Genomic DNA, 24,282 nt, shown 5'->3' with positions numbered 1-24,282 from the left:
AAGCATCATGACCACCACCGACACCACCACGACCGTCGAGCTCGCCGCCCTCACCCGGGCGATCGAGGGTCTGGACGCCGACGCCATCGCCGCCCGGTACGCGGAGGGCGCCACCCTCACGCTGCTCGACCGCGACCACCCGCCGTCGAGCCCCCAGCTGATCAGCGGGCGCGACGCGATCCGCACCTACTTCCGCGACGTCTGCGGCCGCAACGTGAACCACGAGGTGCGCGACGCCGTCGCGACCGACGGCGGCATCGCGTTCACCCAACACTGCCGCTACCCGGACGGCACGCGCGTGGTGTGCGCCGCCGTCGCCACCCTGGAACGCGGCCTGATCGTCCGGCAGACCATCGTCCAGACCTGGGACTAGGACCAGGACCGGGCCCGGACCGGGCCGCCCCCGCTGAGGGCGGCCTCGTCCGGCGCACGACGATCAGGGCGCGAAGCGGCGCTGGAGGTCGCCGAAGGCGATCGCGCCGTCGAGGAAGTCCAGGGTGCCGGAGTCGAGCAGCTCCCGCGCGGCCCGCTCGAGCGTGCTCAGTGCCGCTCGCGCGAGGCTGCCGCCCAGGCTGACCCGCGTGACGCCGAGCGAGAAGAGCGTGCGAGCGTCGATGGTGTTCGCCAGACCCGCCACCACGTTCAGCGGACCGGGGATCGCGACGGCGAGCCGGCGAATCGCGTCCTGCTCCACCACACCGGGCACGAAGACGCAGTCGGCCCCCGCGTCGAGGAAGCGGGTCGCGCGCTCGACGGTCTCGGCGAACGGGTCGCCCGACGTGCCTACGAAGTAGGTGTCAGTGCGTGCGTTCAGGACGAAGGTGCCCTGGGGTGCGGCAGCGCGTGCGGCCGCGACGCGCTCGACGGCCTCGTCGATGCCGAAGAGCCCGCCGTCGACGGCGTCCTCCAGGTTGCCGCCCACCGCTCCGAGCCCCACGGCACGGGCCACGGTGCGCGCGACATCGTCGTCGGTGTCGCCGTACCCGGCCTCGAGGTCGGCGCTCACCGGCACGCGGACCGCTGCCACGATGCGACCGACGTGCTCGAGCATGGTGTCGAGGTCCAGCGCCCCACCGTCGGGCACGCCGCACGACCAGGCGATGCCCGCGCTGGTCGTCGCGATCACCGGGAACCCGAGGCCCTCGAGGATCCGGGCGGACCCCGCGTCCCAGGCGTTGGGGATCACGAAGCCCGGACCGGCGTGCATGGCAAGGAGGGTGGCAGCCTTGGTGGGCATCACCCCATGGTCCGCGATCGCCCGTCCCCGCGCTCCTCGGCCGTGTGATGGAACAGAAAGAGGCCGTCCCGGAGTGATCCGAAACAGCCTCTGATCTGCAGTGATGCTGGTGGGCGATACTGGGATCGAACCAGTGACCTCTTCCGTGTCAGGGAAGCGCGCTACCGCTGCGCCAATCGCCCGGGGGTAAGTCCGGGGCACAACAACTGCTGATGTCCTACGAGGTGGAGATGGGATTCGAACCCACGTATACGGCTTTGCAGGCCGCTGCCTCGCCTCTCGGCCACTCCACCCTGAGACCGCAGTCCAGAGCGGCCGGCGGGCCGATCAGGATGTCTGCCTCCGAGCGGACGACGGGATTCGAACCCGCGACCCTCACCTTGGCAAGGTGATGCTCTACCACTGAGCCACGTCCGCACAGCACGTCCGCCGATTTTCACCGGTGCTCCGTGTGCGTCCCGAACTCTAACTGACGACGTCGGCGAGAGTCCAACTGGCTCACGGGGGGCCCATGACCGTGCGGATCTGCCGGGGTCTGTAGCGTGTGCGGGTGCCCGAGAGATCCGTCCGAGCCCCCGGGAGCGCCTGGTTCTCGGGGGTCGTGGCGACGGACCTGGTCGACGTCATCGACCTGCGGGCGCAGCCCGAGCGGCTCGGCCCCGGGTGGTGGGCCGTCGTCGGGGACTTCGAGGGACGGGTCCGGGCCTGGCGGTTCGCGACCGTGCGACCGGCACCGGCCCCCGCAGCGGATCCGTGGCTCGGCCCGGACGCCACCTCGTGGACGTCGTCGCTGGACCGCGACGAGTACGTGAGCGCGGTCGACGCCGTGCGCGACCACATCCGAGAAGGGGGCGTCTACCAGGCGAACCTCTGCCGGGTGCTGTCCGCGCCCCTTCCCGACGAGCCGGACGCGCGTGCCCTGGCGGCGGTGCTGGACGCGGGCAACCCGGCACCGTTCGCCGGCGGGGTGCACGTACCCGTGGGCAGTGCGCACGAGCCCGTGTGGGTGGTCACGGCGAGCCCCGAGCTGTTCCTGCGGGTGGCCGACGGGGTCGTCACGTCGGGGCCGATCAAGGGCACGGCCGTGACGGCGGACGGGTTGACCGCCAAGGACCGCGCGGAGAACGTCATGATCACCGACCTGGTCCGCAACGACCTGCAGCGGGTGTGCACGCCGGGAACGGTCGAGGTGACCACGCTGCTGGGTGAGGAACGTCACCCCGGGCTCGTCCACCTCGTCTCGACCGTTCAGGGGGTCCTGGACCCGGCGGTCGTCGGGGCCCCGGACCTGTGGGCGCGCCTGCTCGACGCGACATACCCGCCGGGATCCGTCTCGGGGGCGCCCAAGGCGGCCGCGCTGCGCATCATCGAGTCGCTCGAGCGGGCGACCCGGGGGCCGTACTGCGGTGCCGTGGGGTGGATCTCGGTCGACGAGGCCGGGGGCGTCCGGGCGGAGCTGGCGGTGGGCATCCGGACGTTCTGGTGGTCCGACGGTGTCCTGCGGTTCGGCACCGGCGCCGGGATCACGTGGGGGAGCGACCCGCAGGACGAGTGGGCGGAGACCGAGCTCAAGGCCGCGCGGCTCGTCGGCCTGGCGTCCAACGTCGACGTCGGGCCGGTGACACACTGACGCGATGAGCGTGGTGGTCTGGTCCGACGGTCGTCTGTTCTCTCCCGACGAGCCCCTGGTCACCGGTGTCGACCACGGCCTGACGGTCGGCGACGGGGTCTTCGAGACGTGCGCCGTGTACGGCGGTGCCGCGTTCGCCCTGACCCGGCACCTGCGTCGCCTGCGTCGCTCGGCGCTCGGTCTGGGGCTCGGTGAGCCCGACCTCGACGCCGTGCGCGAAGGCGTCGCGACGGTCCTTGCCGCCGGCGGTCCGGACGTCGGCCGGCTCCGGATCACGCTGACGGGGGGCGTCGGCCCCCTGGGCTCGAACAGGTTCCCCGCCGACGAGCAGCACCAGACGCTGCTCGTCCTGGCGGGCCCGGCCGTGCCGACATCCGTCTCGCGCGTCGTCCGCGTCCCGTGGGTGCGCAACGAGCGCTCAGCCGTCGCCGGCCTCAAGACGACCTCGTACGCGGAGAACGTCGTCGCGGTCGCCGAGGCGTACCGGCAGGGGGCCGACGAGGCGATCCTGGCGAACACGGTGGGTGAGCTGTGCGAGGGCACGGCCTCCAACGCGTTCGTGGAGCGCGACGGCGAGCTGCTGACGCCCCCGCTGTCCAGCGGCTGCCTGGCGGGCATCACGCGTGAGCTCCTGCTCGAGTGGTCGGTGCAGGAGGGGCTGCCCGTCCGGGAGGCCGCAGCCGGGGAGCTCCGCTACGACGTGCTGGACCGGGTTGCCGAGGGCACCGCGAACCTCATGATGAGCGGCTCGATCCGCAACGTCTCGCCCGTCGTCAGCCTGGACGGTGCCGCGGTCGAGCCCGGCCCCGTGTCGCTGGAGGCGCAGCGTCTCTTCCAGAAGCGCCTCGGGGACGACCTCGACCCGTGATCCGGAGCGGGCCCCGGACATGTGAACGACCGGCCCCGCGGATGCGGAACCGGTCGTCGGACGATGACGTCAGGCGGTGAGGAGCGCGGCGATCAGCGCCGTGATCTCGCCTTCCATGCGGTCGCTCTCGGTGCCCAGAGGCACCAGCGCCTCGGTGCCGGAGAGGAACCGTTCGATCGGCTCGGTGGGCGCGGCGAGCAGCGCGCTGCCCTCGACACCGCTGAGCGATACGAGCGTGTAGTCGGGGTCTTCGTCTCGCCACACCTGGACGTCGCCCGTGCCCGCCGGTGCTTCGGCAGTCGCGTGCATACCCAGGGCGAGCAACTCGCGTCCGACAAGCCACGTCGACATGGTGTGCGGGCCCGTGAAGACCGCGCGCACCGTGTACGGATCCGTGGTTCGGAACGAGAACTCCGCGCTCACCGGGATGACGCTCGCGTCGGATCCGATGAGCTGCATGGCGACGACCTCGACGACGTCGTAGGTCGAGCTCGTCATCGGGTCCTCCTATTCGCAAGGGCTGGAGGCACCATCATGGCAGGACGAATGCCGGATTGGACCGGTACCGACCCCTAGTTCACCCGGAGGGACGCGCTCCCGAACGGGCGATGGGTCACAGCACCCCCTGTGTCATTGACTCGGACGTGGCGATGGGAGCGCGAACATGTCCGAATCGCGCCCGGGTGGCCTGCACAGTCGCCCGAACGCGTGCCTGGACCGCAGGCTGGTTCGGATTCTCGGCGAGGGCCGGGTAGCATTCCCTGGACATCACCCGCTGGTGGTGCCGGTCGGACGCGCCACGGCGTGTCGCACCGACTGCGGCGGCGGGAGATGGGCGATTGGCTCAGTTGGTAGAGCGCCTCGTTCACACCGAGGAGGTCATCGGTTCGAGTCCGGTATCGCCCACGTTCATCAGAAGGGGTCGGCCCACGGGCCGGCCCCTTCTGGCGTCCTATAACCCGTCGGGCGGGCGTCGTCCCCGCCGGTAACATCGAGTGGCCCGCCGCCTGGGCGGGCCGCCACGAAGGAGGCAGTACCGGTGCCCGAGCTCATCACCCTCACCGTCGACGGGATCGCGACCACGGTGGAGCCGGGGACGACGGGTACCGACCTGTACTCCGCCCGGCGAGACGTCGTGGTCGTCCGCGTGGACGGCGAGCTGCGCGACCTGCACCTGCCGCTGCCCGGCGGAGCGGTGGTCGAGGCCGTGACCATCGACGAGCCCGACGGCCTGGCCGTGCTGCGGCACTCGGCGGCGCACGTGCTCGCGCAGGCCGTCCAAGAAGTGGTTCCCCAGGCAAAGCTCGGCATCGGTCCGCCGATCACCGACGGCTTCTACTACGACTTCGACGTGGACGTCCCGTTCACCCCGGAAGACCTCAAGTCGATCGAGAAGGTCATGGGCCGGATCGTGAAGGAGGGCCAGACCTTCCGTCGCTGGGACGTCACCGAGGACGAGGCGCGCGAGCAGATGCGCGAGGAGCCGTACAAGCTCGAGCTGATCGGGCTCAAGGGCGACCCGGGCGCGGCCGAGGGTGCCTCGGTGGAGGTGGGCCTGGGCGGGCTGAGCATCTACCAGAACGTGCGCGGAGCCGGCCGGGAGACCGAGCAGGTCGTCTGGCAGGACCTGTGCCGCGGCCCGCACGTCCCGAGCACCCGGATGCTGGGCAACGGGTTCCAGCTGACCCGGTCCGCCGCCGCCTACTGGCGTGGCAGCGAGAAGAACCCGCAGCTGCAGCGCGTGTACGGCACGGCCTGGCCGACGAAGGACGAGCTGCGTGCCTACCTCGAGCGCATCGCGGAGGCGGAGCGTCGCGACCACCGTCGGCTGGGCACGGAGCTCGACCTGTTCTCCTTCCCGGAGGAGATCGGCTCGGGCCTGGCCGTGTTCCACCCCAAGGGCGGCGTGATCCGCATGGAGATGGAGCACTACAGCCGGCTGCGGCACGTGCAGGGCGGGTACGAGTTCGTGAACACCCCGCACATCACCAAGAGCAAGCTGTACGAGGTCTCGGGGCACCTCGACTGGTACTCGGAGGGCATGTACCCCCCGATGACCCTGGACGAGGAGCGCGACGCCGAGGGGAACATCCGGAAGGCGGGGCAGCAGTACTACCTCAAGCCGATGAACTGCCCGATGCACAACCTGATCTTCGCGGCGCGCGGTCGCTCGTACCGCGAGCTGCCGCTGCGGCTGTTCGAGTTCGGCACCGTGTACCGGTACGAGAAGTCCGGCGTGGTGCACGGCATGACCAGGGCCCGCGGGTTCACCCAGGACGATGCCCACATCTACTGCACCCGCGAGCAGATGGCAGACGAGCTCACGACGACCCTCACGTTCGTCCTCGACCTGCTCAAGGACTACGGGCTCGACGACTACTACCTGGAGCTCTCGACCAAGAACCCCGAGAAGTTCGTGGGTTCCGACGAGGTCTGGGACGAGGCCACCGAGACCCTGCGCGCGGTTGCCGAGGCCTCCGGGCTGGACCTGGTGCCGGACCCGGGCGGTGCCGCGTTCTACGGTCCGAAGATCTCGGTGCAGGTCAAGGACGCCCTCGGGCGGACCTGGCAGATGTCGACCATCCAGCTCGACTTCAACCTGCCGGAGCGGTTCGAGCTCGAGTACACCGCGTCCGACGGCAGCCGCCAGCGTCCGGTCATGATCCACCGTGCCCTCTTCGGCTCGGTCGAGCGGTTCTTCGCCGTGCTGACCGAGCACTACGGCGGCGCCTTCCCGGCGTGGCTCGCACCCGTCCAGGTGCTGGCCGTCCCGGTGGCCGAGCCGTTCGAGCCGTACCTGGACGACGTCGTCGCGCAGCTGCGAGCGCAGGGCATCCGGGCCGAGGTGGACCGTTCCGACGACCGGTTCGGCAAGAAGATCCGCAACGCCAGCACGCAGAAGATCCCGTTCGTGCTCATCGCCGGTGGCGAGGACTCGGAGGCCGGCGCGGTGTCGTTCCGTTACCGCGACGGGCACCAGGACAACGGGGTGCCGGTGGCGGAGGCGATCGAGCGGATCGTGGCCGCGGTGCGCGATCGGGTCCAGGTCTGACGCGTGCCCGACACCGAGCCTGCTGACGACTTCGCCGGCGTGCCCGACGGCTTCGAGCGGCTGTGGACGCCGCACCGGATGGCGTACATCGGCGGGCAGGACAAGCCGACCGACCGTGAGGCCGGCCCCGGCTGCCCGTTCTGCCGTGCGCCGACGCGGAGCGACGAGGACGCGCTGATCGTCGCGCGCGGCGAGGTCGCCTTCGTCGTGCTCAACCTCTATCCGTACAACTCCGGCCACCTGATGGTCTGCCCGTACCGGCACGTCGCCGACTACACGGAGCTGACGGAGGCGGAGGTGGCCGAGGTCGCCTCGATGACCCGGACGGCGATGACGGTGCTGCGCACCGTGTCCGGCCCGCACGGGTTCAACCTCGGCATGAACCAGGGCGACGTCGCGGGCGCGGGCATCGCGGCCCACCTGCACCAGCACGTCGTCCCGCGCTGGGGCGGCGACTCCAACTTCCTGCCGATCGTCGGCCGGAGCCGGGCACTGCCCGAGCTCCTCGGCGACACGCGGGAGCGCCTCGCAGCGGCGTGGCGGGACGGAGCGAAGGGATGATCGGCACGTGCTGAACGGACTGCGGGGCGCCATGACCCGCCTCTTCACGCCCCTGGCCAGGCTCCTGCTGCGGCTGGGGGTCTCACCGGACGCCGTGACGATCGGCGGCACCCTCGTCGTCGTCGCGACCGCGCTGTGGGCCTACCCGACGGGGCACCTCCTGCTGGGCACCCTCGTCATCACGGTGTTCGTGCTCACCGACTCGCTCGACGGCGTGATGGCACGGCAGGCCGGCCGGTCGGGACCGTGGGGGGCGTTCCTGGACTCGACGATGGACCGGTTCGGCGACGGCGCGATCTTCGCCGGCCTGGTCCTCTGGTTCACCTCGGGTGGCGACGACCGGCTGACCGCTGTCCTCGCGCTCGCGTGCCTGGTCCTCGGCTCGATCGTCCCCTACGCCCGGGCCCGCGCCGAGGGGCTCGGCATGACGGCGTCCGGCGGGATCGCGGAACGCTCGGACCGCCTGGTGCTCGTCCTGGTGGCCACCGGGCTCGTCGGGTTCGGCCTCCCGCGCGTGGTGCTGACGGTGGTCCTGGGCCTCCTGGTCGTCGCGTCGGCCATCACGATCGTCCAGCGGATGAGCAAGGTGTACCGGCAGGCGGCCGCGGGGGTCGCGCAGTGAAGGTGGACGTCGCCCGGCTCTACTCGCTCGGTTGGAAGGTCTCCGGCAAGCTCCCGGGGTCCGTGCTCCGCGGCGCCTTCGGCGTCGTCGCCGACGTCAGCTGGCTGCGGCACGGCAGCGGTGTGGTCCAGCTCGAGAAGAACCTGGCCCGCGCGCGTCCCGACCTGGACCCGCGCACGCTGCGCAAGCTGAGCCGGGCCGGGATGCGCTCCTACATGCGCTACTTCGGCGAGGCGTTCGCCCTCAGCTCGCTCAGCACCGAGCAGGTGGACGCCCGCGTGCGCATGGTCGGGCTCGAGAACGTGCTCCCGGTCACCGAGAACGACGGCGCGGTGATCCTGGCCCTCGGGCACCTCGGCAACTGGGACCTGGCGGGCGCGTGCTGCACCCGGCAGATCGCCCCGGTCACCACCGTCGCCGAGCGCCTCGAGCCCCCGGAGCTGTTCGAGGAGTTCGTCGCGTTTCGCGAGAGCATCGGCCTGCGGATCTTCCCGCTCACCGGGTCGGGCGACGTGTTCCGTGGCCTCGTCCGCGCGGCCCGTGGTGGTGCCGGGCTCATCCCGCTCCTGGCCGACCGCGACCTGACGTCCACGGGCGTCGAGGCCGAGCTGTTCGGCCTGCGCGCCCGGTTCGCGGCCGGCCCGGCGGCCCTGGCCGTGTCCACGGGCGCCCCGCTGGTCACCACGATCATCTACTACGAGCGGCTGACCGGCGCCCGTCGCCGGGCCGCGGGCTCGCCCTGGGGGATCGTCATCCAGTTCAACCCGGCGATCTCGGTGCCGTCCGACGTCCCGCGATCGGAACAGGTGCGGGTCGTGACGCAGGCGTGGGTCGACGAGCTCGGTGAGGGCATCCGTCGGCACCCGCAGGACTGGCACATGCTGCAGAAGCTGTTCGTCGACGACCTCGACCCTGCCCGCTACGCAGCGACGCTGGAGACGGCCGGATGAGCCTGCCGGAGGCCGTCCGACCGCTGCGGGTGGGCATCGTCTGCCCGTACTCCTACGACGTGCCCGGCGGGGTCCAGTTCCACGTGCGCGACCTGGCCGAAGCCCTGATCGCGCGGGGCCACTCGGTGTCGGTCCTGGTCCCGGCCGACGACGACACCGAGATCCCCGACTACATGACGTCGGCCGGGCGGGCGATCCCCGTCCGCTACAACGGCGCCGTGGCGCGCATGACGTTCGGCCCGGTCACCGCCGCACGGGTGCGCAAGTGGCTCGCGGCGGGGGAGTTCGACGTCCTGCACCTGCACGAGCCCGTGACCCCGAGCCTGGGCATGCTCGCGCTGTGGATCGCCGACGGACCCATCGTCGCCACGTTCCACACGGCGCTCATCCGCTCGCGTCCGCTGCAGATGGCCTACCCCCTCGTCCGGCAGTCGCTGGAGAAGATCTCGGCGCGCATCGCCGTCTCCGAGGACGCCCGTCGCACGCTCGTCGAGCACATGGGCGGCGACGCCGTCGTCATCCCCAACGGCGTGTACACGCAGGGCTTCATCGACGCCGCCCCCGACGAGCGCTGGACCGGTACCCGGGACGCACCGACGATCGCGTTCCTCGGGCGGCTCGACGAGGCCCGCAAGGGTCTGCCCGTGCTCCTGGACGCGGTCCCGCGCGTGCTCGACGCCGTTCCCGGTGCGCGGTTCCTCGTCGCGGGCAGGGGCGAGACGGGTCCGGACGACGTCCGTGAGCTGCTCGGTGAGAAGGCCGCCGGTGCGGTCGAGTTCCTCGGCGGCATCTCGGACGAGGAGAAGGCCCGGCTGCTGTCGTCGGTGGACGTCTACTGCGCGCCGCAGACCGGCGGCGAGAGCTTCGGCATCGTGCTCGTCGAGGCCATGAGCGCCGGTGCTGCGGTCGTCGCCAGCGACCTGGGCGCGTTCTCGCGGGTGCTCGACGACGGCGCAGCCGGCGTGCTGTTCACGGCGGGCGACAGCGAGGATCTGGCACGGACGCTCATCCGGGTGCTGCACGACCCCGCGCTGCGTGCCTCGGTCACCGCGCACGCGCTCGAGGCGGTGCCGCAGTACGACTGGTCGGTGGTGACGGACCAGGTGCTGACCGTGTACGAGATGGTCGTCGCGGACCGCCGCGAACCCGTCGGCGAGGACCCGTTCTCCCAGCGCGGCGCGCGGCTCCGCGGCCGGAGCGACGCCCGATGAGCTGGTCGGAGCTGTTCGTCTACATCACCATCTTCCTGGGGCTGGTCCTGTGGTGGGTGTGGGTCGCGGCCTCGCGGCTCGACCGCCTGCACCGCAAGGTCTCGTCGTCCAAGGCCGTCGTGGATGCTCAGCTGGTCCGTCGCGCGACCGTCGCCGCCGAGCTGGCCACGTCCGGCCTGTTCGACCCCGTGAGCTCCGTGCTCGTCGGCGAGGCCGCGTGGGCCGCCCTCTCCGCGGGCGGCCCCGACGTGGCCGAGGACGGCTCTCTGCCCTCCGACCTGCGCCGGCTTCTGGCGTCGGACCGCGGCGCGCTGCCCGGTCCGGAGACGCACCCGGCGCACGGCCGGCCGGCGCCCGTGGATCGCGGACGGATCGAGAGCGAGCTGTCGGCGACGATGCGGGAGGTGCTCGACGACCCGGAGGAGGTGGCCGCGCTGCGCGCCGACCCGACCGGTGACGAGCTCGCGGACGCACTCGCGTCGGCCTGGTACCGCGTGCAGCTCGCTCGGCGGTTCCACAACGAGGCCGTCGCCCAGACGGCGCGCGTCCGCCGCGGCCCGCTCGTCCGGCTGCTGCGGCTGGCGGGTCACGCACCGGTGCCGCAGACCCTCGAGCTCGACGACACGTGGCCCGAGAACCTCGGGCGACCCGGCACCCGGACCAGCACCACGACCTCCTGAGACACGAGCGGGCAGGTCGGGCGCACGGTCTAGGATTGTCGTTCGTGGCCAGCACGGCCGCCCTCCACCCGCACACGATCTGTGAGGCTCGACGTGACCAGCGAGAACAGCCAGCCCACCACTGCGACGCACGCCGGCGTCATCGGCACCGCCCGCGTGAAGCGCGGGATGGCCGAGATGCTCAAGGGCGGCGTCATCATGGACGTCGTCAACGCGGAGCAGGCCAGGATCGCCGAGGACGCCGGCGCGGTCGCCGTCATGGCGCTCGAGCGCGTCCCGGCCGACATCCGCTCGCAGGGCGGCGTCGCCCGCATGAGCGACCCGGACCTGATCGACGGCATCATCGAGGCCGTCTCCATCCCGGTGATGGCGAAGGCGCGCATCGGCCACTTCGTCGAGGCCCAGGTGCTGCAGTCGCTCGGTGTCGACTACATCGACGAGTCCGAGGTGCTCACCCCGGCCGACTACGCGCACCACATCGACAAGTGGGCCTTCACGGTTCCCTTCGTCTGCGGCGCCACCAACCTGGGCGAGGCCCTGCGGCGCATCACCGAGGGCGCGGCGATGATCCGTTCCAAGGGCGAGGCCGGCACCGGTGACGTCTCGAACGCCACCACGCACATGCGCACCCTGCGCGACCAGATCCGTCGCCTGACCTCGCTGCCGGAGGACGAGCTGTTCGTCGCGGCCAAGGAGCTGCAGGCGCCGTACGACCTGGTCAAGGAGGTCGCCGAGCTCGGCAAGCTCCCCGTGGTGCTCTTCACCGCGGGCGGCATCGCCACCCCGTCCGACGCCGCGATGATGATGCAGCTCGGCGCCGAGGGTGTGTTCGTCGGCTCCGGCATCTTCAAGTCGGGCAACCCGGCCGAGCGTGCCGCCGCGATCGTCAAGGCGACCACGTTCTTCGACGACCCCGACGTCATCGCCAAGGTGTCGCGCGGTCTCGGTGAGGCCATGGTCGGCATCAACGTCGAGGACGTCCCGGAGCCGCACCGCCTGGCCGAGCGCGGCTGGTGACGCAGGACCCCACTCCGGCGGAGGCCGCGGACCACACGTCCGCGGCCTCCGCCGTATCCCCTCGGTCCAGCGCCGACGGCGGGGGACCGGTGCACGGACTCGGTCCGGAGTGGCGACGCGGCGACGACGGCCTGCTGTTCCGGGAGGCCGCCCGCGTGATCCTGCTCGACGAGAGCGACCGCGTGCTCCTGATCCGCGGGCACGACGTCGACCAGCCCGAGCGCAGCTGGTGGTTCACGGTCGGCGGCGGGATCGACGACGGCGAGGACGCGGCGAACGCCGCGCTGCGCGAGGTGCGCGAGGAGACCGGCATCGTCCTGACCCCCGACGACCTCGTCGGCCCGGTGTTCACGCGGTCGGCGATCTTCGACTTCTACGCCGAGCACTGCCGTCAGGACGAGGTGCTCTATCTCGCGCGGGTCCCGGCGGACAGGTTCGCCGCCGAGGACCGTGCCGGCTGGACGGACCTCGAGCTGGACGTCATCGACGAGCTGCGGTGGTGGTCGCTCGACGACCTGGAGCGGGTCGACATCGAGGTCTTCCCGGACACCCTGGTCACCCTCGTGCGCGGCCTGCTGCCGACGTGGGACGGGGTCGTGCAGCACCTGGGGCTCGCGCGCGAGTGAACTGTGGCGTGCGATCAGCGGTCAGCTGAGCGTCACGTCACCGCGTTGCGCGTGGCCCACGCCGGGTCGAGGTGCTCGCCGGCCTCGAGGACGGCTCGCAAGGCCCGCGCCGCAGTGACCATCTCGGCGTGCGTCAGGTACGGCGCGGCGACGCCGAGGCGCACGATGTCGGGCGTCCGGAAGTCGCCGACGACGCCGCGTGCCGCGAGCGCCTGGACGATGCCGTACGCGGCAGGGTGGCGGACCGCGACCTGCGAACCGCGGAGCGCGTCGTCCTGCGACGACGCGAAGTCCGCGCCCGCGACCAGGGTCTCGATGCTCGACCGCAGGAAGCCGGTGAGGCTCAGGGACCGTGCGCGGACCGCCTCGATGTCGACACCGTCGAACGCGGTGAGCGCCGACTCGAGCGCGAGCAGGGAGAGCAGCGGGGGAGTGCCGATGCGGGCGCGCGCGATCCCCGGCGCCCCCGTGTACTCGTCGGCCATCTCGAACGGGTCGGCGTGCCCGTGCCAGCCCGGGACGATGTTGACGAACGCCTGCTGGTGCCGCCGCGCGACATAGCCGAACGCCGGCGCTCCCGGCCCCCCGTTGAGGTACTTGTAGCCGCAGCCGACGGCCAGGTCCACCCCGTGCGCGTCGAGCCCGACCGGGACGGCGCCGGCCGAGTGGCACAGGTCCCAGACCGCCAGGGCGCCGACCTCGTGGGCGACGGCGGTGAGGCCCGGCAGGTCCAGCAGCGCGCCGGTGCGGTAGTCGACGTGCGAGAGGACGACCGCCGCCACGTCGCTGTTCAGCAGCCCGACGATCTCGTGCGGACGCGCGTGCACGACGGTCCAGCCGACCTGCCGCGCGACGCCGTCGACCACGTAGCGGTCGGTGGGAAAGCCGTCGGGTTCGGTGAGGACGACCCGCGCGTCCGGGCGCAGGGCCGCGGCCGCGTGCAGGCTCTGGAACAGCCGGACGCTCGTGGAGTCCCCGACGACCACCTGACCCGGCGCAGCGCCGACGAGCCGGCCGATCGCGTCGCCGACCCGCGCGGGCGCGTCCCACCAGCCGTGCGTGTTCCACGACGAGATCAGGTCCGTGCCCCACTGCCGGCCGATCACGTCGGCCACGGCCTCCGGGACCGCCTTCGGGAGCGCGCCGAGCGAGTTCCCGTCGAGGTAGACGATCCCGTCGGGAAGGAGGAACCGGTCGCGCAGGTCGGTGCCGGCGTGCGCGCGGTCGAGCTCGGCGGCGCGCTGGTCGAGGTCGTCGCTCACAGTCCGCGAGCCTACGGTGCGTCGCCGCGGACTGGTCGGGGGGCTCGTCGGTGACGAGGGCGAACTAGGATCGCGCGCTGTGACCGTGACCGTCGGAGTCCTCGCCCTGCAGGGAGACGTGCGCGAGCACGTGCGCGCCCTCACCGCCGTCGGGGCCACGGCCGTGCCGGTGCGTCGTCAGCGAGAGCTGGACGCGGTGGACGCGCTCGTGCTGCCCGGCGGCGAGTCCACGACCATGGACAAGCTCCTGCGCGCGTTCGACCTGTTCGAGCCCGTGCGCGACCGGCTGCGCGCCGGGATGCCCGCGTACGGGTCGTGCGCCGGGATGATCCTGCTGGCCGACCGCGTGCTGGGGGGCATCGAGGGCCAGCAGACGCTCGGCGGGGTCGACGTCACGGTCCGGCGCAACGCGTTCGGCCGGCAGGTCGAGTCGTTCGAGACGGACCTGGACATCGACGGCATCGAGGGGCCGGTGCACGGCGTCTTCATCCGGGCGCCCTGGGTCGAGGAGGTCGGCGCCGCGGCCACCGTGCTCTCGCGCGTCGAGTCGGGCCCCGCCGCCGGTAGGATCGTTGCGGTCCGCCAGGGACCGTTGCTGGTGACCTCGTTCCATCCGGAGGTCACCGGAGACACCCGGGTGCACCAGCTGTTCGTAGAGATCGTCCGCGACACCGTGTGAGGTCCGGCGCTGCAGCCGAGACCCGGGGGTACGCGGGCATGCACAGGAGACGAAGGGGTAGCTGAAGCGATGTCGGGTCACTCCAAGTGGGCCACCACCAAGCACAAGAAGGCCGTGGTCGACGCCAAGCGGAGCAAGCTCTTCGCCAAGCTGATCAAGAACATCGAGGTCGCCGCGCGCACCGGCGGCGGTGACCTCGCGGGCAACCCGACGTTGTTCGACGCCGTCCAGAAGGCGAAGCGGAACTCGGTCCCGATCGACAACATCAACCGCGCGGTCAAGCGCGGCTCCGGCCAGGAGGCCGGCGGCGCCGACTACACGACGATCATGTACGAGGGCTACGGCCACGGCGGCATCGCCGTGCTGGTCGAGTGCCTGACGGACAACCGGAACCGCGCGGCGTCCGACGTCCGCGTCGCGTTCACGCGCAACGGCGGCCAGATGGCCGACCCCGGCTCGGTCTCCTACCTCTTCTCCCGCAAGGGCGTCGTCATCGTGCCCAAGGAGGGCACCGACGAGGACTCCGTCATGGAGGCCGTCCTGGACGCCGGCGGCGAAGAGGTCAACGACCTCGGCGAGGCGTTCGAGGTGCTGTCGGAGGCCACGGACCTCGTCCCCGTGCGCACCGCGCTGCAGACCGCCGGCATCGAGTACGACTCCGCGGACGTCGTGTTCTGGCCGGCCATGCAGATCGAGGTCGACGCCGACGGCGCGCGCAAGATCCTGCGGCTCATCGACGCGCTCGAGGACTCCGACGACGTGCAGAACGTCTACGCGAACTTCGACGCCTCCGACGAGGTCATGGCCGAGCTCGAGGACGACTGAGGTTCGACGCAGGGCCGGACCGCGCGACGGTCCGGCCCTTCGTCGTCCCTGGCGTGGCCTCCCCACGGCACCGCCTCCCGGCTGCGACCATGACGGCGTGCGCGTCCTCGGAGTCGACCCCGGCCTGACCCGGTGCGGTCTGGGCGTCGTCGACGGGCTGCCGGGCCGCCGGCTCGCGATGGTCGCCGTCGGTGTGGCCACCTCGGACGCCCTGTGGGACGTGGACCAGCGGCTGCTGCGCATCGAGAAGCAGATCGAGGAGTGGCTCGAGGAGCACGCCCCGGACGCGGTGGCGGTCGAGCGGGTGTTCGCCCAGCAGAACCTGCGCACGGTGATGGGGACGGCGCAGGTGGCGGGTATCGCCATGGTCGCCGCCGCGCGCCGGCGGATCCCGGTCGCCCTGCACACGCCGAGCGAGGTCAAGGCCGCCGTCACGGGAAACGGCCGCGCGGAGAAGGCGCAGGTGCAGACGATGGTGCAGCGACTCCTGCACCTCGAGGAGCTGCCGCGTCCGGCCGACGCCGCTGACGCCCTCGCGCTGGCGGTCTGCCACATCTGGCGCCCGGCGGGCGCCCTCGGCTCGCCGCAGCGTGCACCGGGGTCGATGACCGCCGCGCAACGCGCCTGGGCGTCGGCCGAGCAGGCCGCCCGGCGGCGCGGCTGAGCGTGTCACTCGTACACCTGTTCGCCTGGATGTGCCAGCATGAGCGCATGCGGAACGACGTTGAGGGAGCAGCCCGGTGATCGCCTCGGTCCACGGCACCGTCCAGGCGGTGCGGCTCGACGCCGCCGTGGTCGAGGTCGGTGGGGTTGGTCTCCTCGTGCACGCCACACCGGCGACGCTCGCGGGCCTGCGCGTCGGGTCGTCGGCCCGGCTCGCCACGTCGCTGCTGGTGCGCGAGGACGCGCTGACGCTCTTCGGGTTCGCCGACACCGACGAGCGCGAGGTCTTCGAGATCGTGCAGACCGTGAGCGGTGTCGGGCCACGGCTGGCCCTCGCGATGCTCGCCGTGCACACGCCCGACGGGCTGCGTCGGGCGGTGCTGGACGAGGACGTCAAGGCGTTGCAGCGCGTGCCCGGGATCGGTCTCAAGGGCGCCCAGCGCATCATCCTCGAGCTCAAGGACCGGATCGGGGTGCCCGTCGCCGTGCCGTCGGCCACCGCGGCCCGACCGGTCGCCGGGGACCGGCGCGACATGGTCGTGGAGGCGCTGGTGGGTCTCGGCTGGACCGCGCGCGCCGCCGGGGACGCGGTCTCGACCGTCCTCGAAGGTTCGGAGGGCCCGGTCGGCGAGGACGAGGTCGCCGGCGTCCTGCGCGCCGCGCTCCGCACGCTGGGCGGCGGGCATGTCTGACGACGAGGAGCTGGTCACCGAGCGGTTCGGCGCGGAGTCGCTGGTCCGGAGCGCGTCCGACGACATCGAGCGGGCCGCCGAGGCGGCGCTGCGTCCGCGGAACCTCGAGGAGTTCGTCGGCCAGCGCGTGGTGCGTGACCAGCTGTCCCTCGTGCTGCAGGCCGCCCGGGCGCGGGGGCGGGCACCGGACCACGTGCTGCTCTCCGGCCCACCCGGGCTCGGCAAGACGACGCTCGCCATGATCATCGCCGCCGAGCTCGCCACGTCGCTGCGCGTCACCAGCGGGCCCGCCATCCAGCACGCGGGCGACCTCGCCGCGGTCCTGTCCTCCCTGGAGGAGGGCGAGGTGCTGTTCATCGACGAGATCCACCGGCTCGCCCGGCCGGCGGAGGAGCTGCTCTACGTCGCGATGGAGGACTTCCGGGTCGACGTCATCGTCGGCAAGGGCGCGGGCGCGAGCGCGATCCCGCTGGCGCTGCCGCCGTTCACCGTCGTCGGTGCGACCACCCGGGCCGGCCTGCTCCCGGCGCCCCTGCGTGACCGCTTCGGCTTCACGGGTCACCTGGACTTCTACGCGACCGACGAGCTGGAGCGGGTCCTGATGCGGTCTGCCGGTCTCCTCGGCGTCCCCCTGGCGGCCGAGGCCGCCGCCGAGATCGCGTCCCGCTCGCGCGGGACGCCCCGCATCTCGAACCGGCTGCTGCGGCGCGTGCGCGACTGGGCCGAGATCCGGGGCGACGGCACGCTCAGCCTGTCCGCGGCCCGGGCGGCCCTGGAGGTGTACGAGGTCGACGAGCTCGGCCTGGACCGCCTCGACCGGGCCGTGCTCACCGCGCTGTGCACGCGGTTCGGCGGGGGCCCGGTCGGGCTCACCACCCTGGCGGTCGCCGTCGGCGAAGAGCCGGAGACCGTGGAGACCGTCGCCGAACCGTTCCTCGTTCGCGAGGGGCTCGTCGGTCGGACGCCGCGCGGACGGATCGCCCTGCCTGCGGCCTGGACGCACCTGGGCCTGGACGTCCCGCACTCCGCGGCCACCTTGTTCGGGTAGGTTCAGCCTTCTCGGCCGTCACCCTCGGGCTGTTCTCGCCCGGAATTCCGGCGCAACCCGGAACCTCGCACCGTGGTCGTGCGTTGGAGCGGCGAGCCGCTGCGCCTAGACTGCGGCGAACACATCATCCTGAACGGAGCTCGTAGCTGTGCAACTTTATGCCATCGTCGCCCTCGCCCTGGTCGGCCTCTGGTTCATGTCGCGCCGGACGAAGAAGCAGCAGCGCGCCCAGATGGAGTTCCGCAACAACCTCGCCGCTGGCGACGAGGTGATGACCCACTCCGGCCTCCTCGGCACGGTCGTGGACGTCGAGGACGACGTCATCACGCTCGAGTCTGCCCCCGGCAGCCGCAGCCGGTGGATCCGGGCCGCGATCTCCAAGAAGATCGAGCCGCCCGTCGACGAGGTCGAGGACGAGGCCGACGTCGACGACGAGACCGACCGCACTGACGATGAGCTGCTCGACAACCCCGACGACGCCGTCATCGACGTGCCCGACGACCTGTCCTCGCTCCCGCCCGCCCGCAAGGACGGGGACGCAGACACCAAGTAAGCCTCCGGTCCGGGCGACGATGCCCGGACCTTGACCCCACCCGCTGCTCCCGGCGGGTGCGCGCACGAGAGAAGAACTCCGTTGGCTCCTCCAACCCGCCGCCGCAGGCCCGTCCGCACGCTCGTCGCGCTCGGCGTCCTGATCGCCGCGCTCTTCGGCACCATCGCCGCCGGCGTCAAGTGGTCCGATGCGTCGTGGACCCCGAACCTGGCCCTCGACCTCGAGGGTGGCACCCAGATCATCCTCAAGCCGGTCACGGCCGACGGCAGCAAGCCGCCGTCGGGGACCATCGACCAGGCGATCGGCGTGATCCGGCAGCGCATCGACTCCTCGGGCGTCTCCGAGGCCGAGATCACCAGCCAGGGCAGCAACATCGTCGTCTCCCTGCCGGGTCACCCGAGCGAGGAGACGCTCAAGCTGGTCCGGACCTCGGCGATCATGGAGTTCCGCCCGGTCCTCGTCCAGGGAGCCCCGACGCCGACGGCGGCCACGCCGACGCCCACCTCGACCATCCCGGCCAACGGCGTCGACGCCGCGGCACCGGATCCCACGCCGACCGCGTCCGCGGGTGCGACGCCGTCCGACGTGCCCACCAAGGCGGCGCCGGACAGCCCGAGCGACGCGGCCTACTACGTGACGCCGAAGGTCCAGGCCGACTACGACAAGCTGGACTGCACCGACCCGGCCAACCGCACGGGCGGCCTCAACGGTGACCCGGACAAGGCCTTCGTCACCTGTGACCAGGACGGCACCGCGAAGTACATCCTCGGCCCGGTCGAGGTCGAGGGCGCCCGCATCAGCGGAGCGAACGCCGGCCTCAAGCAGCTGCCGGGCGGCGGCAACAGCAACGAGTGGGTCGTCAACCTCACGTTCGACTCCAAGGGCACCGACCAGTTCACCAAGGTGACCACGCGCCTGCAGGGCCTCACGTCGCCCCAGAACCAGTTCGCGATGGTGCTCGACGGCCTGGTCATCTCGGCGCCGAGCCTCGCTCCCGGCGTGGTCATCTCCGACGGCCGGGCGCAGATCTCGGGCAACTTCACGCGCGACTCCGCAGTCGGCCTGGCCAACCAGCTCAACTTCGGCTCGCTGCCGATCAGCTTCACGGTCCAGAGCGAGGAGCAGATCTCGGCGACTCTGGGCTCCGAGCAGCTGAAGATGGGCCTCGTCGCCGGTCTGATCGGTCTGCTTCTCGTCGTCTTCTACTCGATGTTCCAGTACCGCGCGCTCGGTCTGGTGACGGTCTCATCCCTCGTGGTCTCGGCAACGCTGACCTACGCGATCATCACGCTCTTGTCGTGGCTCAACGGGTACCGGCTCTCGCTCCCCGGCGTGGCCGGTCTGATCGTGGCCATCGGTATCACCGCCGACTCGTTCATCGTCTACTTCGAGCGCATCCGCGACGAGCTGCGCGAGGGTCGTACCCTCGTCGCCGCCGTCGAGCGCGGGTGGTCGCGTGCACGACGAACGATCCTGGCCTCCGACACCGTCAACCTCCTGGCGGCCGTCGTGCTCTACGTGCTGGCCGTCGGCGGCGTCAAGGGCTTCGCGTTCACCCTCGGACTGACCACGCTCCTCGACATCCTCGTCGTGTTCATGTTCACGCACCCGGTCATGGAGCTCCTGTCGAAGACCCGGTTCTTCGGCGAGGGCCACGTGCTGTCCGGCCTCGACCCGCGCCGTCTGGGCGTGCCGACCGTCCGGTACGCCGGCCGCGGCCGGGTGGTGACGGTCGCCCCGGCCGGTGACGACGTCCAGGACGCACCCGAGCAGCCGACCACGGTCGGCGCGGGATCGCGCGTACCGGTGTCGGTCGGTGCGCCGAACGACACCGGCAGGGGCCTGACGATCGCCGAGCGTCGCGCTGCCGCGAAGAAGGCGTCGACCGAGCCGGTCGACGCCCCGGTCGACAGCACGCCGCAGGAGTCCGAGCCCGAGTCCGGGCGCACCGAGGGGAACGAGCACTGATGGCCGCCGGATTCGCCTCGTGGGGCAACGACCTCTACACGGGTCGTCGCTCGTACAACATCGTCGGCCGTCGCAAGATCTGGTTCACGATCTCCACGATCCTCGTGATCCTGTCGGCGATCTTCCTGATCAAGCCCGGCCTGAACCCGGGAATCGACTTCCGCGGCGGCTCGGAGTTCATCGTCAGCGGCGTGGCCGACAAGGACCAGCAGCTGGCCATCGACACCGTGCAGAAGATCGCGCCCGCGGAGGACCCCCGGGTCGCGACCGTCGGCGCGAACAGCCTGCGCATCCAGACCTCCACCCTCGAGAACGCCGAGGTCGAGCAGGTCAAGGCCGCACTGGCGACGGCGTACGGGGTTCCCGTCGGGAACGTCACGAGCTCCTTCATCGGGCCGTCCTGGGGCAAGGACATCTCGCAGAAGGCGATCATCGGCATCATCGTCTTCCTGGTGCTCGTCACCGTCGTGATGTCGGTCTACTTCCGGAACTGGCGAATGGCCCTGGCGGCGCTCCTGGCGTTGTTCCACGACCTCATCATCACGGTGGGCGTCTACGCGGCGGTCGGCTGGGAGGTGACGCCGGCGACGGTGATCGGCTTCCTGACCATCCTCGGCTACTCGATCTATGACACCGTCGTCGTGTTCGACAAGGTGCGCGAGAACACCGCGGACACGCTCGAGCAGTCGCGCTGGACCTACGCCGAGAAGGCCAACCTGGCCGTCAACCAGACGCTGGTCCGGTCGATCAACACCTCGGTCGTCGCGCTCCTGCCGGTCGCCGCGATCCTCTTCGTCGGCGCCGTCGTGCTCGGCGCCGGGACGTTGCGTGACATCGCGCTCGCCCTGTTCGTGGGCATGCTCATCGGCACGTTCTCGTCGGTCTTCCTGGCGACGCCGTTCGAGGTGGTCCTGCGTCAGCAGGAGCCCGCGATCAAGGCGCACACGGACAAGGTCCTCAAGGCTCGCGTCGCTGCGGCCGCCGGCGTGTCGGACGAGGGCGAGCTCGCGGCGACCGGTCCGATGTTCGTCCCGGCCGGCGCGCTCAAGGCGGGCTCGCACCAGGGTGTTGCGGCCCAGCCGAAGCGCCGCCCGACGAAGAAGTGACCCAGCCCGACCCCCAGTCGAGAACGGCAGGGGCGCCCTCGGACGCCCCTGCTGTCTCCACGCTCGTCGGATCTGCCGACGCCGGTCGGGGCGGCAGGGCCGTCGACCGGTCGGACGTCGTGCTCCGCGTGGAGCAGCTGGTCCGCCTCGTGCCGGACTACCCGGAGCCGGGGATCTTGTTCCGCGACATCACGCCTCTGCTCGCCGACGCCGACGCGTTCGCCGACGTGATCGCGGCGATCGCTGCCGCGGTGGAGGGGCCCGTCGATCTCGTCGCAGGGATGGAGGCGCGGGGGTTCCTGTTCGCCGCTCCCGTCGCGGTCGCGCTCGGGGCCGGCGTCCTGCCGGTGCGCAAGGCCGGCAAGCTGCCGGGCCCGACCGCGTCCCAGTCGTACGCGCTCGAGTACGGCACGGCCACGATCGAGGTCCACCCGGACACCATCCCGGCCGGTGCGCGGGTGCTCGTGCTCGACGACGTGCTCGCCACCGGCGGGACTGCCGCGGCGACCGTCGAGCTGCTCGAACGGTGCGGCGCCGTCGTCGTCGGGCTGACGTTCCTGGTCGAGCTCGAGGCCTTGCGCGGCCGCGACCTGCTCGGCGGCCGCCCGATCGACGTGCTGGTCACGGTCCCCTGAGGCGCCGGCGGTGCCGTCCGGGGGCTCGCACGGTCGTAGACTGACGCCTCGACCGAGGGAGGGGGTGCGATGACAGAGGACGTCCGCACGCCCGAGACCGGCCTCGACGGCGCCCCCGACGCCCAGCCCGGCGCCCCCTCGGGCCGCATGCGATCGCGGCTGGGCCGGTTCGGCGCACGCAGCGGCGCGGCGTTCCCGGCGCTCGAGCCGGTGCTGCAGGCCGCGCGCACCAACCACCCGAAGGCCGACCTCGCGGTCGTCGAGCAGGCCTACGTGGTCGCCGAGAAGGCGCACCGCGGGCAGCTGCGCAAGAGCGGCGACCCGTACATCACGCATCCCGTCGCCGTCGCGACGATCCTGGCCGAGCTCGGCATGACACCCTCGACGCTCGCCGCCGCGCTCATGCACGACACGGTCGAGGACACCGACTACTCCCTGGACCAGCTGCGTCGCGAGTTCGGTCCCGAGATCGCGATGCTCGTCGACGGCGTGACCAAGCTGGACAAGGTCACCTACGGCGACGCCGCGCAGGCCGAGACGGTCCGCAAGATGGTCGTGGCGATGTCCCGCGACATCCGCGTCCTGGTGATCAAGCTCGCCGACCGGCTGCACAACGCCCGCACCTGGAAGTTCGTCGCGGCGGCCTCGGCCGAGAAGAAGGCGCGCGAGACGCTCGAGATCTACGCGCCCCTTGCCCACCGCCTCGGCATGAACACGATCAAGTGGGAGCTCGAGGACCTGTCGTTCGCGACGCTCTACCCCAAGGTCTACGACGAGATCGTGCACCTGGTCGCGGAGCGCGCACCCGCCCGCGAGGAGTACCTGGCCACCGTCCGCGAGCAGGTCGGTGCCGACCTGAACAAGGCGAAGATCAAGGCCACGGTCACCGGACGGCCGAAGCACTACTACTCGATCTACCAGAAGATGATCGTGCGCGGCCGCGACTTCGCGGACATCTACGACCTCGTGGGCGTCCGGGTGCTCGTCGACACCGTGCGCGACTGCTACGCGGCGCTCGGCTCGCTGCACGCGCGATGGAACCCGGTACCCGGCCGGTTCAAGGACTACATCGCGATGCCCAAGTTCAACCTCTACCAGTCGCTGCACACCACGGTGATCGGGCCCGAGGGCAAGCCGGTCGAGATCCAGATCCGCACGCACGACATGCACCGCCGGGCCGAGTACGGCGTCGCCGCGCACTGGAAGTACAAGGAGAGCGCCAAGGGCGCCGTGCCGGACGCTCAGGGCAACGACATGCAGTGGCTCCGGCAGCTTGTCGACTGGCAGAAGGAGACCGCCGACCCGAGCGAGTTCCTGGACTCCCTGCGGTTCGAGATCGCCGGCTCGGAGGTCTACGTCTTCACGCCGAAGGGTGACGTGATCGGCCTGCCGTCCGGGTCGACGCCGGTCGACTTCGCCTACGCCGTGCACACCGAGGTCGGGCACCGCACGATGGGCGCGCGCGTCAACGGCCGCCTGGTCCCGTTGGACTCCTCGCTCGAGAACGGGGACGTCGTCGACGTCTTCACCTCGAAGTCGGAGACCGCCGGGCCGTCGCGCGACTGGCTCGGCTTCGTCAAGAGTCCTCGCGCGCGGAACAAGATCCGGCAGTGGTTCTCCAAGGAGCGCCGCGAGGAGGCGATCGAGCACGGCAAGGACGCCATCGCCAAGGCGATGCGCAAGCAGAACCTGCCCATCCAGCGGCTGCTCTCGCACGAGTCGCTCGTCGCCGTGGCCAACGAGATGCGCTACGCCGACGTGTCGTCGCTGTACGCCGCGATCGGCGAGGGCCAGGTGTCCGCCGCCACGGTCGTCCAGCGGCTCGTGCAGTCGATGGGCGGCGAGACCGCGAACGAGGAGGACCTCGCCGAGGTCGCGCGCCCCGGCAGCACGCAGCGCCGCGTCCGTACGGGCGACCCGGGCGTCATCGTCAAGGGCGTCGACGACATCTGGGTCAAGCTTGCCAAGTGCTGTACACCGGTGCCCGGAGACGACATCGTCGGGTTCGTGACCCGCGGCGCAGGCGTCTCCGTGCACCGTTCGGACTGCATCAACGTGGCGAGCCTGCGGGCCGAGCCCGAGCGCATGGTCGACGTGCAGTGGAGCCAGACGAGCTCGTCACTGTTCCTCGTGCAGATCCAGGTCGAGGCGCTCGACCGCAGCAGGCTCCTCTCGGACGTCACACGCGTGCTGTCCGACTCGCACGTGAACATCCTGTCGGCGTCGGTCTCGACCTCGCGGGACCGCGTGGCTCTCTCGCGGTTCGTGTTCGAGATGGCGGAACCGTCGCACCTGGCCTCGGTCCTCGCCGCGGTCCGCAAGGTCGAGGGCGTCTTCGACGTCTATCGCGTGACCGGCGCCAAGTCGGCCGACGGGCCCGTGACCCGCGCCTGACGC

The 24,282-nt window shown here is 71.5% G+C and carries 24 protein-coding genes and 4 tRNA genes; 22 read left to right on the top strand and 6 right to left on the bottom strand.

The window, feature by feature from the left end; genetic code table 11:
- Positions 1-7: 7 nt before the first annotated feature.
- Positions 8-373, top strand: coding sequence for a nuclear transport factor 2 family protein (locus ACPPVS_RS09880; RefSeq protein ID WP_426592098.1), 366 nt, complete (start codon positions 8-10; stop codon positions 371-373).
- Positions 374-436: 63 nt separating this feature from the next.
- Here ACPPVS_RS09880 and ACPPVS_RS09875 read toward each other — a convergent pair whose 3' ends face one another.
- The 4 genes from ACPPVS_RS09875 to ACPPVS_RS09860 form a co-directional block, all read right to left on the bottom strand.
- Positions 437-1,237, bottom strand: coding sequence for an isocitrate lyase/PEP mutase family protein (locus ACPPVS_RS09875; RefSeq protein ID WP_426592097.1), 801 nt, complete (start codon positions 1,235-1,237; stop codon positions 437-439).
- Positions 1,238-1,344: 107 nt separating this feature from the next.
- Positions 1,345-1,419 (bottom strand) — tRNA-Val (locus ACPPVS_RS09870).
- 40 nt (positions 1,420-1,459) lie between these two features.
- Positions 1,460-1,530: transfer RNA gene (locus tag ACPPVS_RS09865), tRNA-Cys, on the bottom strand.
- Between the two features lie 52 nt (positions 1,531-1,582).
- A tRNA-Gly gene (locus tag ACPPVS_RS09860) sits at positions 1,583-1,654 on the bottom strand.
- Positions 1,655-1,787: 133 nt separating this feature from the next.
- On the opposite strand from ACPPVS_RS09860, the gene ACPPVS_RS09855 reads away from it, so the two are divergent.
- Both ACPPVS_RS09855 and ACPPVS_RS09850 read left to right on the top strand, forming a co-directional pair.
- Entirely contained in the window at positions 1,788-2,867 is a 1,080-nt protein-coding gene (locus ACPPVS_RS09855; protein WP_426592096.1) for a chorismate-binding protein, read from the top strand.
- 4 nt (positions 2,868-2,871) lie between these two features.
- Complete coding sequence (locus ACPPVS_RS09850; RefSeq protein ID WP_426592095.1) at positions 2,872-3,735, top strand: aminotransferase class IV; 864 nt, start codon at positions 2,872-2,874, stop codon at positions 3,733-3,735.
- A 69-nt stretch (positions 3,736-3,804) separates the two neighbouring features.
- Here the strand turns inward: ACPPVS_RS09850 and ACPPVS_RS09845 are convergent, their stop codons facing one another.
- Positions 3,805-4,233, bottom strand: a complete 429-nt coding sequence (locus tag ACPPVS_RS09845; protein ID WP_426592094.1) for an SsgA family sporulation/cell division regulator — start codon at positions 4,231-4,233, stop codon at positions 3,805-3,807.
- A gap of 335 nt (positions 4,234-4,568) precedes the next feature.
- Here ACPPVS_RS09845 and ACPPVS_RS09840 point away from each other — a divergent pair.
- From ACPPVS_RS09840 to ACPPVS_RS09800, 9 genes are all read left to right on the top strand, one after another.
- Positions 4,569-4,641 (top strand) — tRNA-Val (locus tag ACPPVS_RS09840).
- 133 nt (positions 4,642-4,774) lie between these two features.
- On the top strand, positions 4,775-6,787 hold the full coding sequence (gene thrS / locus ACPPVS_RS09835; RefSeq protein ID WP_426592093.1) for a threonine--tRNA ligase: 2,013 nt from the start codon (positions 4,775-4,777) through the stop codon (positions 6,785-6,787).
- 3 nt (positions 6,788-6,790) lie between these two features.
- Positions 6,791-7,348 carry an HIT family protein gene (locus ACPPVS_RS09830; RefSeq protein ID WP_426592092.1) on the top strand — a complete coding sequence of 186 codons (558 nt, stop codon included), beginning with the start codon at positions 6,791-6,793 and terminating at the stop codon, positions 7,346-7,348.
- Between the two features lie 7 nt (positions 7,349-7,355).
- A complete protein-coding gene (pgsA, locus tag ACPPVS_RS09825; RefSeq protein WP_426592091.1) occupies positions 7,356-7,970 on the top strand; it encodes a phosphatidylinositol phosphate synthase in 615 nt (204 codons plus the stop codon).
- A complete protein-coding gene (locus ACPPVS_RS09820; RefSeq protein WP_426592090.1) occupies positions 7,967-8,920 on the top strand; it encodes a phosphatidylinositol mannoside acyltransferase in 954 nt (317 codons plus the stop codon). The genes pgsA and ACPPVS_RS09820 overlap by 4 nt, the downstream gene beginning before the upstream one ends.
- Positions 8,917-10,131 (top strand): glycosyltransferase family 4 protein, encoded by a 1,215-nt coding sequence (locus tag ACPPVS_RS09815; protein ID WP_426592089.1) that lies wholly within the window; start codon positions 8,917-8,919, stop codon positions 10,129-10,131. The genes ACPPVS_RS09820 and ACPPVS_RS09815 overlap by 4 nt, the downstream gene beginning before the upstream one ends.
- The gene (locus ACPPVS_RS09810; protein ID WP_426592088.1) at positions 10,128-10,811 is read left to right on the top strand and encodes a hypothetical protein; all 684 of its coding nucleotides are present in this window, start codon (positions 10,128-10,130) and stop codon (positions 10,809-10,811) included. Before ACPPVS_RS09815 ends, ACPPVS_RS09810 begins: the two co-directional genes overlap by 4 nt.
- A gap of 168 nt (positions 10,812-10,979) precedes the next feature.
- Positions 10,980-11,828, top strand: a complete 849-nt coding sequence (gene pdxS / locus ACPPVS_RS09805) for a pyridoxal 5'-phosphate synthase lyase subunit PdxS (RefSeq protein ID WP_426595938.1) — start codon at positions 10,980-10,982, stop codon at positions 11,826-11,828.
- The gene (locus ACPPVS_RS09800) at positions 11,825-12,454 is read left to right on the top strand and encodes an NUDIX hydrolase (protein WP_426592087.1); all 630 of its coding nucleotides are present in this window, start codon (positions 11,825-11,827) and stop codon (positions 12,452-12,454) included. The genes pdxS and ACPPVS_RS09800 overlap by 4 nt, the downstream gene beginning before the upstream one ends.
- A gap of 32 nt (positions 12,455-12,486) precedes the next feature.
- Here ACPPVS_RS09800 and ACPPVS_RS09795 read toward each other — a convergent pair whose 3' ends face one another.
- Positions 12,487-13,716, bottom strand: a complete 1,230-nt coding sequence (locus tag ACPPVS_RS09795) for a kynureninase (RefSeq protein WP_426592086.1) — start codon at positions 13,714-13,716, stop codon at positions 12,487-12,489.
- Positions 13,717-13,795: 79 nt separating this feature from the next.
- On the opposite strand from ACPPVS_RS09795, the gene pdxT reads away from it, so the two are divergent.
- The 10 genes from pdxT (at position 13,796) to ACPPVS_RS09745 (ending at position 24,279) form a co-directional block, all read left to right on the top strand.
- A complete protein-coding gene (pdxT, locus tag ACPPVS_RS09790) occupies positions 13,796-14,395 on the top strand; it encodes a pyridoxal 5'-phosphate synthase glutaminase subunit PdxT (protein ID WP_426592085.1) in 600 nt (199 codons plus the stop codon).
- 69 nt (positions 14,396-14,464) lie between these two features.
- Complete coding sequence (locus tag ACPPVS_RS09785; protein WP_426592084.1) at positions 14,465-15,220, top strand: YebC/PmpR family DNA-binding transcriptional regulator; 756 nt, start codon at positions 14,465-14,467, stop codon at positions 15,218-15,220.
- A gap of 97 nt (positions 15,221-15,317) precedes the next feature.
- Positions 15,318-15,884 carry a crossover junction endodeoxyribonuclease RuvC gene (gene ruvC / locus ACPPVS_RS09780; protein WP_426592083.1) on the top strand — a complete coding sequence of 189 codons (567 nt, stop codon included), beginning with the start codon at positions 15,318-15,320 and terminating at the stop codon, positions 15,882-15,884.
- A gap of 76 nt (positions 15,885-15,960) precedes the next feature.
- Entirely contained in the window at positions 15,961-16,575 is a 615-nt protein-coding gene (gene ruvA / locus ACPPVS_RS09775) for a Holliday junction branch migration protein RuvA (RefSeq protein WP_426592082.1), read from the top strand.
- Complete coding sequence (gene ruvB, locus ACPPVS_RS09770; RefSeq protein ID WP_426592081.1) at positions 16,568-17,623, top strand: Holliday junction branch migration DNA helicase RuvB; 1,056 nt, start codon at positions 16,568-16,570, stop codon at positions 17,621-17,623. Before ruvA ends, ruvB begins: the two co-directional genes overlap by 8 nt.
- 148 nt (positions 17,624-17,771) lie before the next feature.
- Positions 17,772-18,176 carry a preprotein translocase subunit YajC gene (gene yajC, locus ACPPVS_RS09765; RefSeq protein WP_426592080.1) on the top strand — a complete coding sequence of 135 codons (405 nt, stop codon included), beginning with the start codon at positions 17,772-17,774 and terminating at the stop codon, positions 18,174-18,176.
- A gap of 81 nt (positions 18,177-18,257) precedes the next feature.
- Positions 18,258-20,144, top strand: coding sequence for a protein translocase subunit SecD (gene secD, locus ACPPVS_RS09760; protein WP_426592079.1), 1,887 nt, complete (start codon positions 18,258-18,260; stop codon positions 20,142-20,144).
- Positions 20,144-21,250: a protein translocase subunit SecF gene (gene secF, locus ACPPVS_RS09755; protein ID WP_426592078.1), complete on the top strand. Its 1,107-nt coding sequence runs from the start codon at positions 20,144-20,146 to the stop codon at positions 21,248-21,250. The genes secD and secF overlap by 1 nt, the downstream gene beginning before the upstream one ends.
- A gap of 128 nt (positions 21,251-21,378) precedes the next feature.
- Complete coding sequence (locus tag ACPPVS_RS09750) at positions 21,379-21,885, top strand: adenine phosphoribosyltransferase (protein ID WP_426592077.1); 507 nt, start codon at positions 21,379-21,381, stop codon at positions 21,883-21,885.
- Positions 21,886-21,954: 69 nt separating this feature from the next.
- Positions 21,955-24,279, top strand: a complete 2,325-nt coding sequence (locus tag ACPPVS_RS09745; protein WP_426592076.1) for a RelA/SpoT family protein — start codon at positions 21,955-21,957, stop codon at positions 24,277-24,279.
- Positions 24,280-24,282 lie beyond the last annotated feature (3 nt).

The sequence above is a fragment of the Cellulomonas sp. McL0617 genome (genome assembly GCF_049994875.1).
Classification (GTDB): domain Bacteria; phylum Actinomycetota; class Actinomycetes; order Actinomycetales; family Cellulomonadaceae; genus Cellulomonas.
This window is presented reverse-complemented; position numbering and strand designations above follow the sequence as displayed.

Excerpts from the sequence above, each read along its gene's own strand:
- ACPPVS_RS09880 (WP_426592098.1), top strand. The coding sequence starts at position 8 with ATGACCACCACCGACACCACCACGACCGTCGAGCTCGCCGCCCTCACC.
- ACPPVS_RS09875 (WP_426592097.1), bottom strand. The coding sequence starts at position 1,237 with ATGCCCACCAAGGCTGCCACCCTCCTTGCCATGCACGCCGGTCCGGGC.
- ACPPVS_RS09850 (WP_426592095.1), top strand. The coding sequence starts at position 2,872 with ATGAGCGTGGTGGTCTGGTCCGACGGTCGTCTGTTCTCTCCCGACGAG.
- ACPPVS_RS09845 (WP_426592094.1), bottom strand. The coding sequence starts at position 4,233 with ATGACGAGCTCGACCTACGACGTCGTCGAGGTCGTCGCCATGCAGCTC.
- ACPPVS_RS09815 (WP_426592089.1), top strand. The coding sequence starts at position 8,917 with ATGAGCCTGCCGGAGGCCGTCCGACCGCTGCGGGTGGGCATCGTCTGC.
- ACPPVS_RS09810 (WP_426592088.1), top strand. The coding sequence starts at position 10,128 with ATGAGCTGGTCGGAGCTGTTCGTCTACATCACCATCTTCCTGGGGCTG.
- pdxS (WP_426595938.1), top strand. The coding sequence starts at position 10,980 with ATGGCCGAGATGCTCAAGGGCGGCGTCATCATGGACGTCGTCAACGCG.
- ACPPVS_RS09785 (WP_426592084.1), top strand. The coding sequence starts at position 14,465 with ATGTCGGGTCACTCCAAGTGGGCCACCACCAAGCACAAGAAGGCCGTG.
- ruvB (WP_426592081.1), top strand. The coding sequence starts at position 16,568 with ATGTCTGACGACGAGGAGCTGGTCACCGAGCGGTTCGGCGCGGAGTCG.
- secF (WP_426592078.1), top strand. The coding sequence starts at position 20,144 with ATGGCCGCCGGATTCGCCTCGTGGGGCAACGACCTCTACACGGGTCGT.
- ACPPVS_RS09745 (WP_426592076.1), top strand. The coding sequence starts at position 21,955 with ATGACAGAGGACGTCCGCACGCCCGAGACCGGCCTCGACGGCGCCCCC.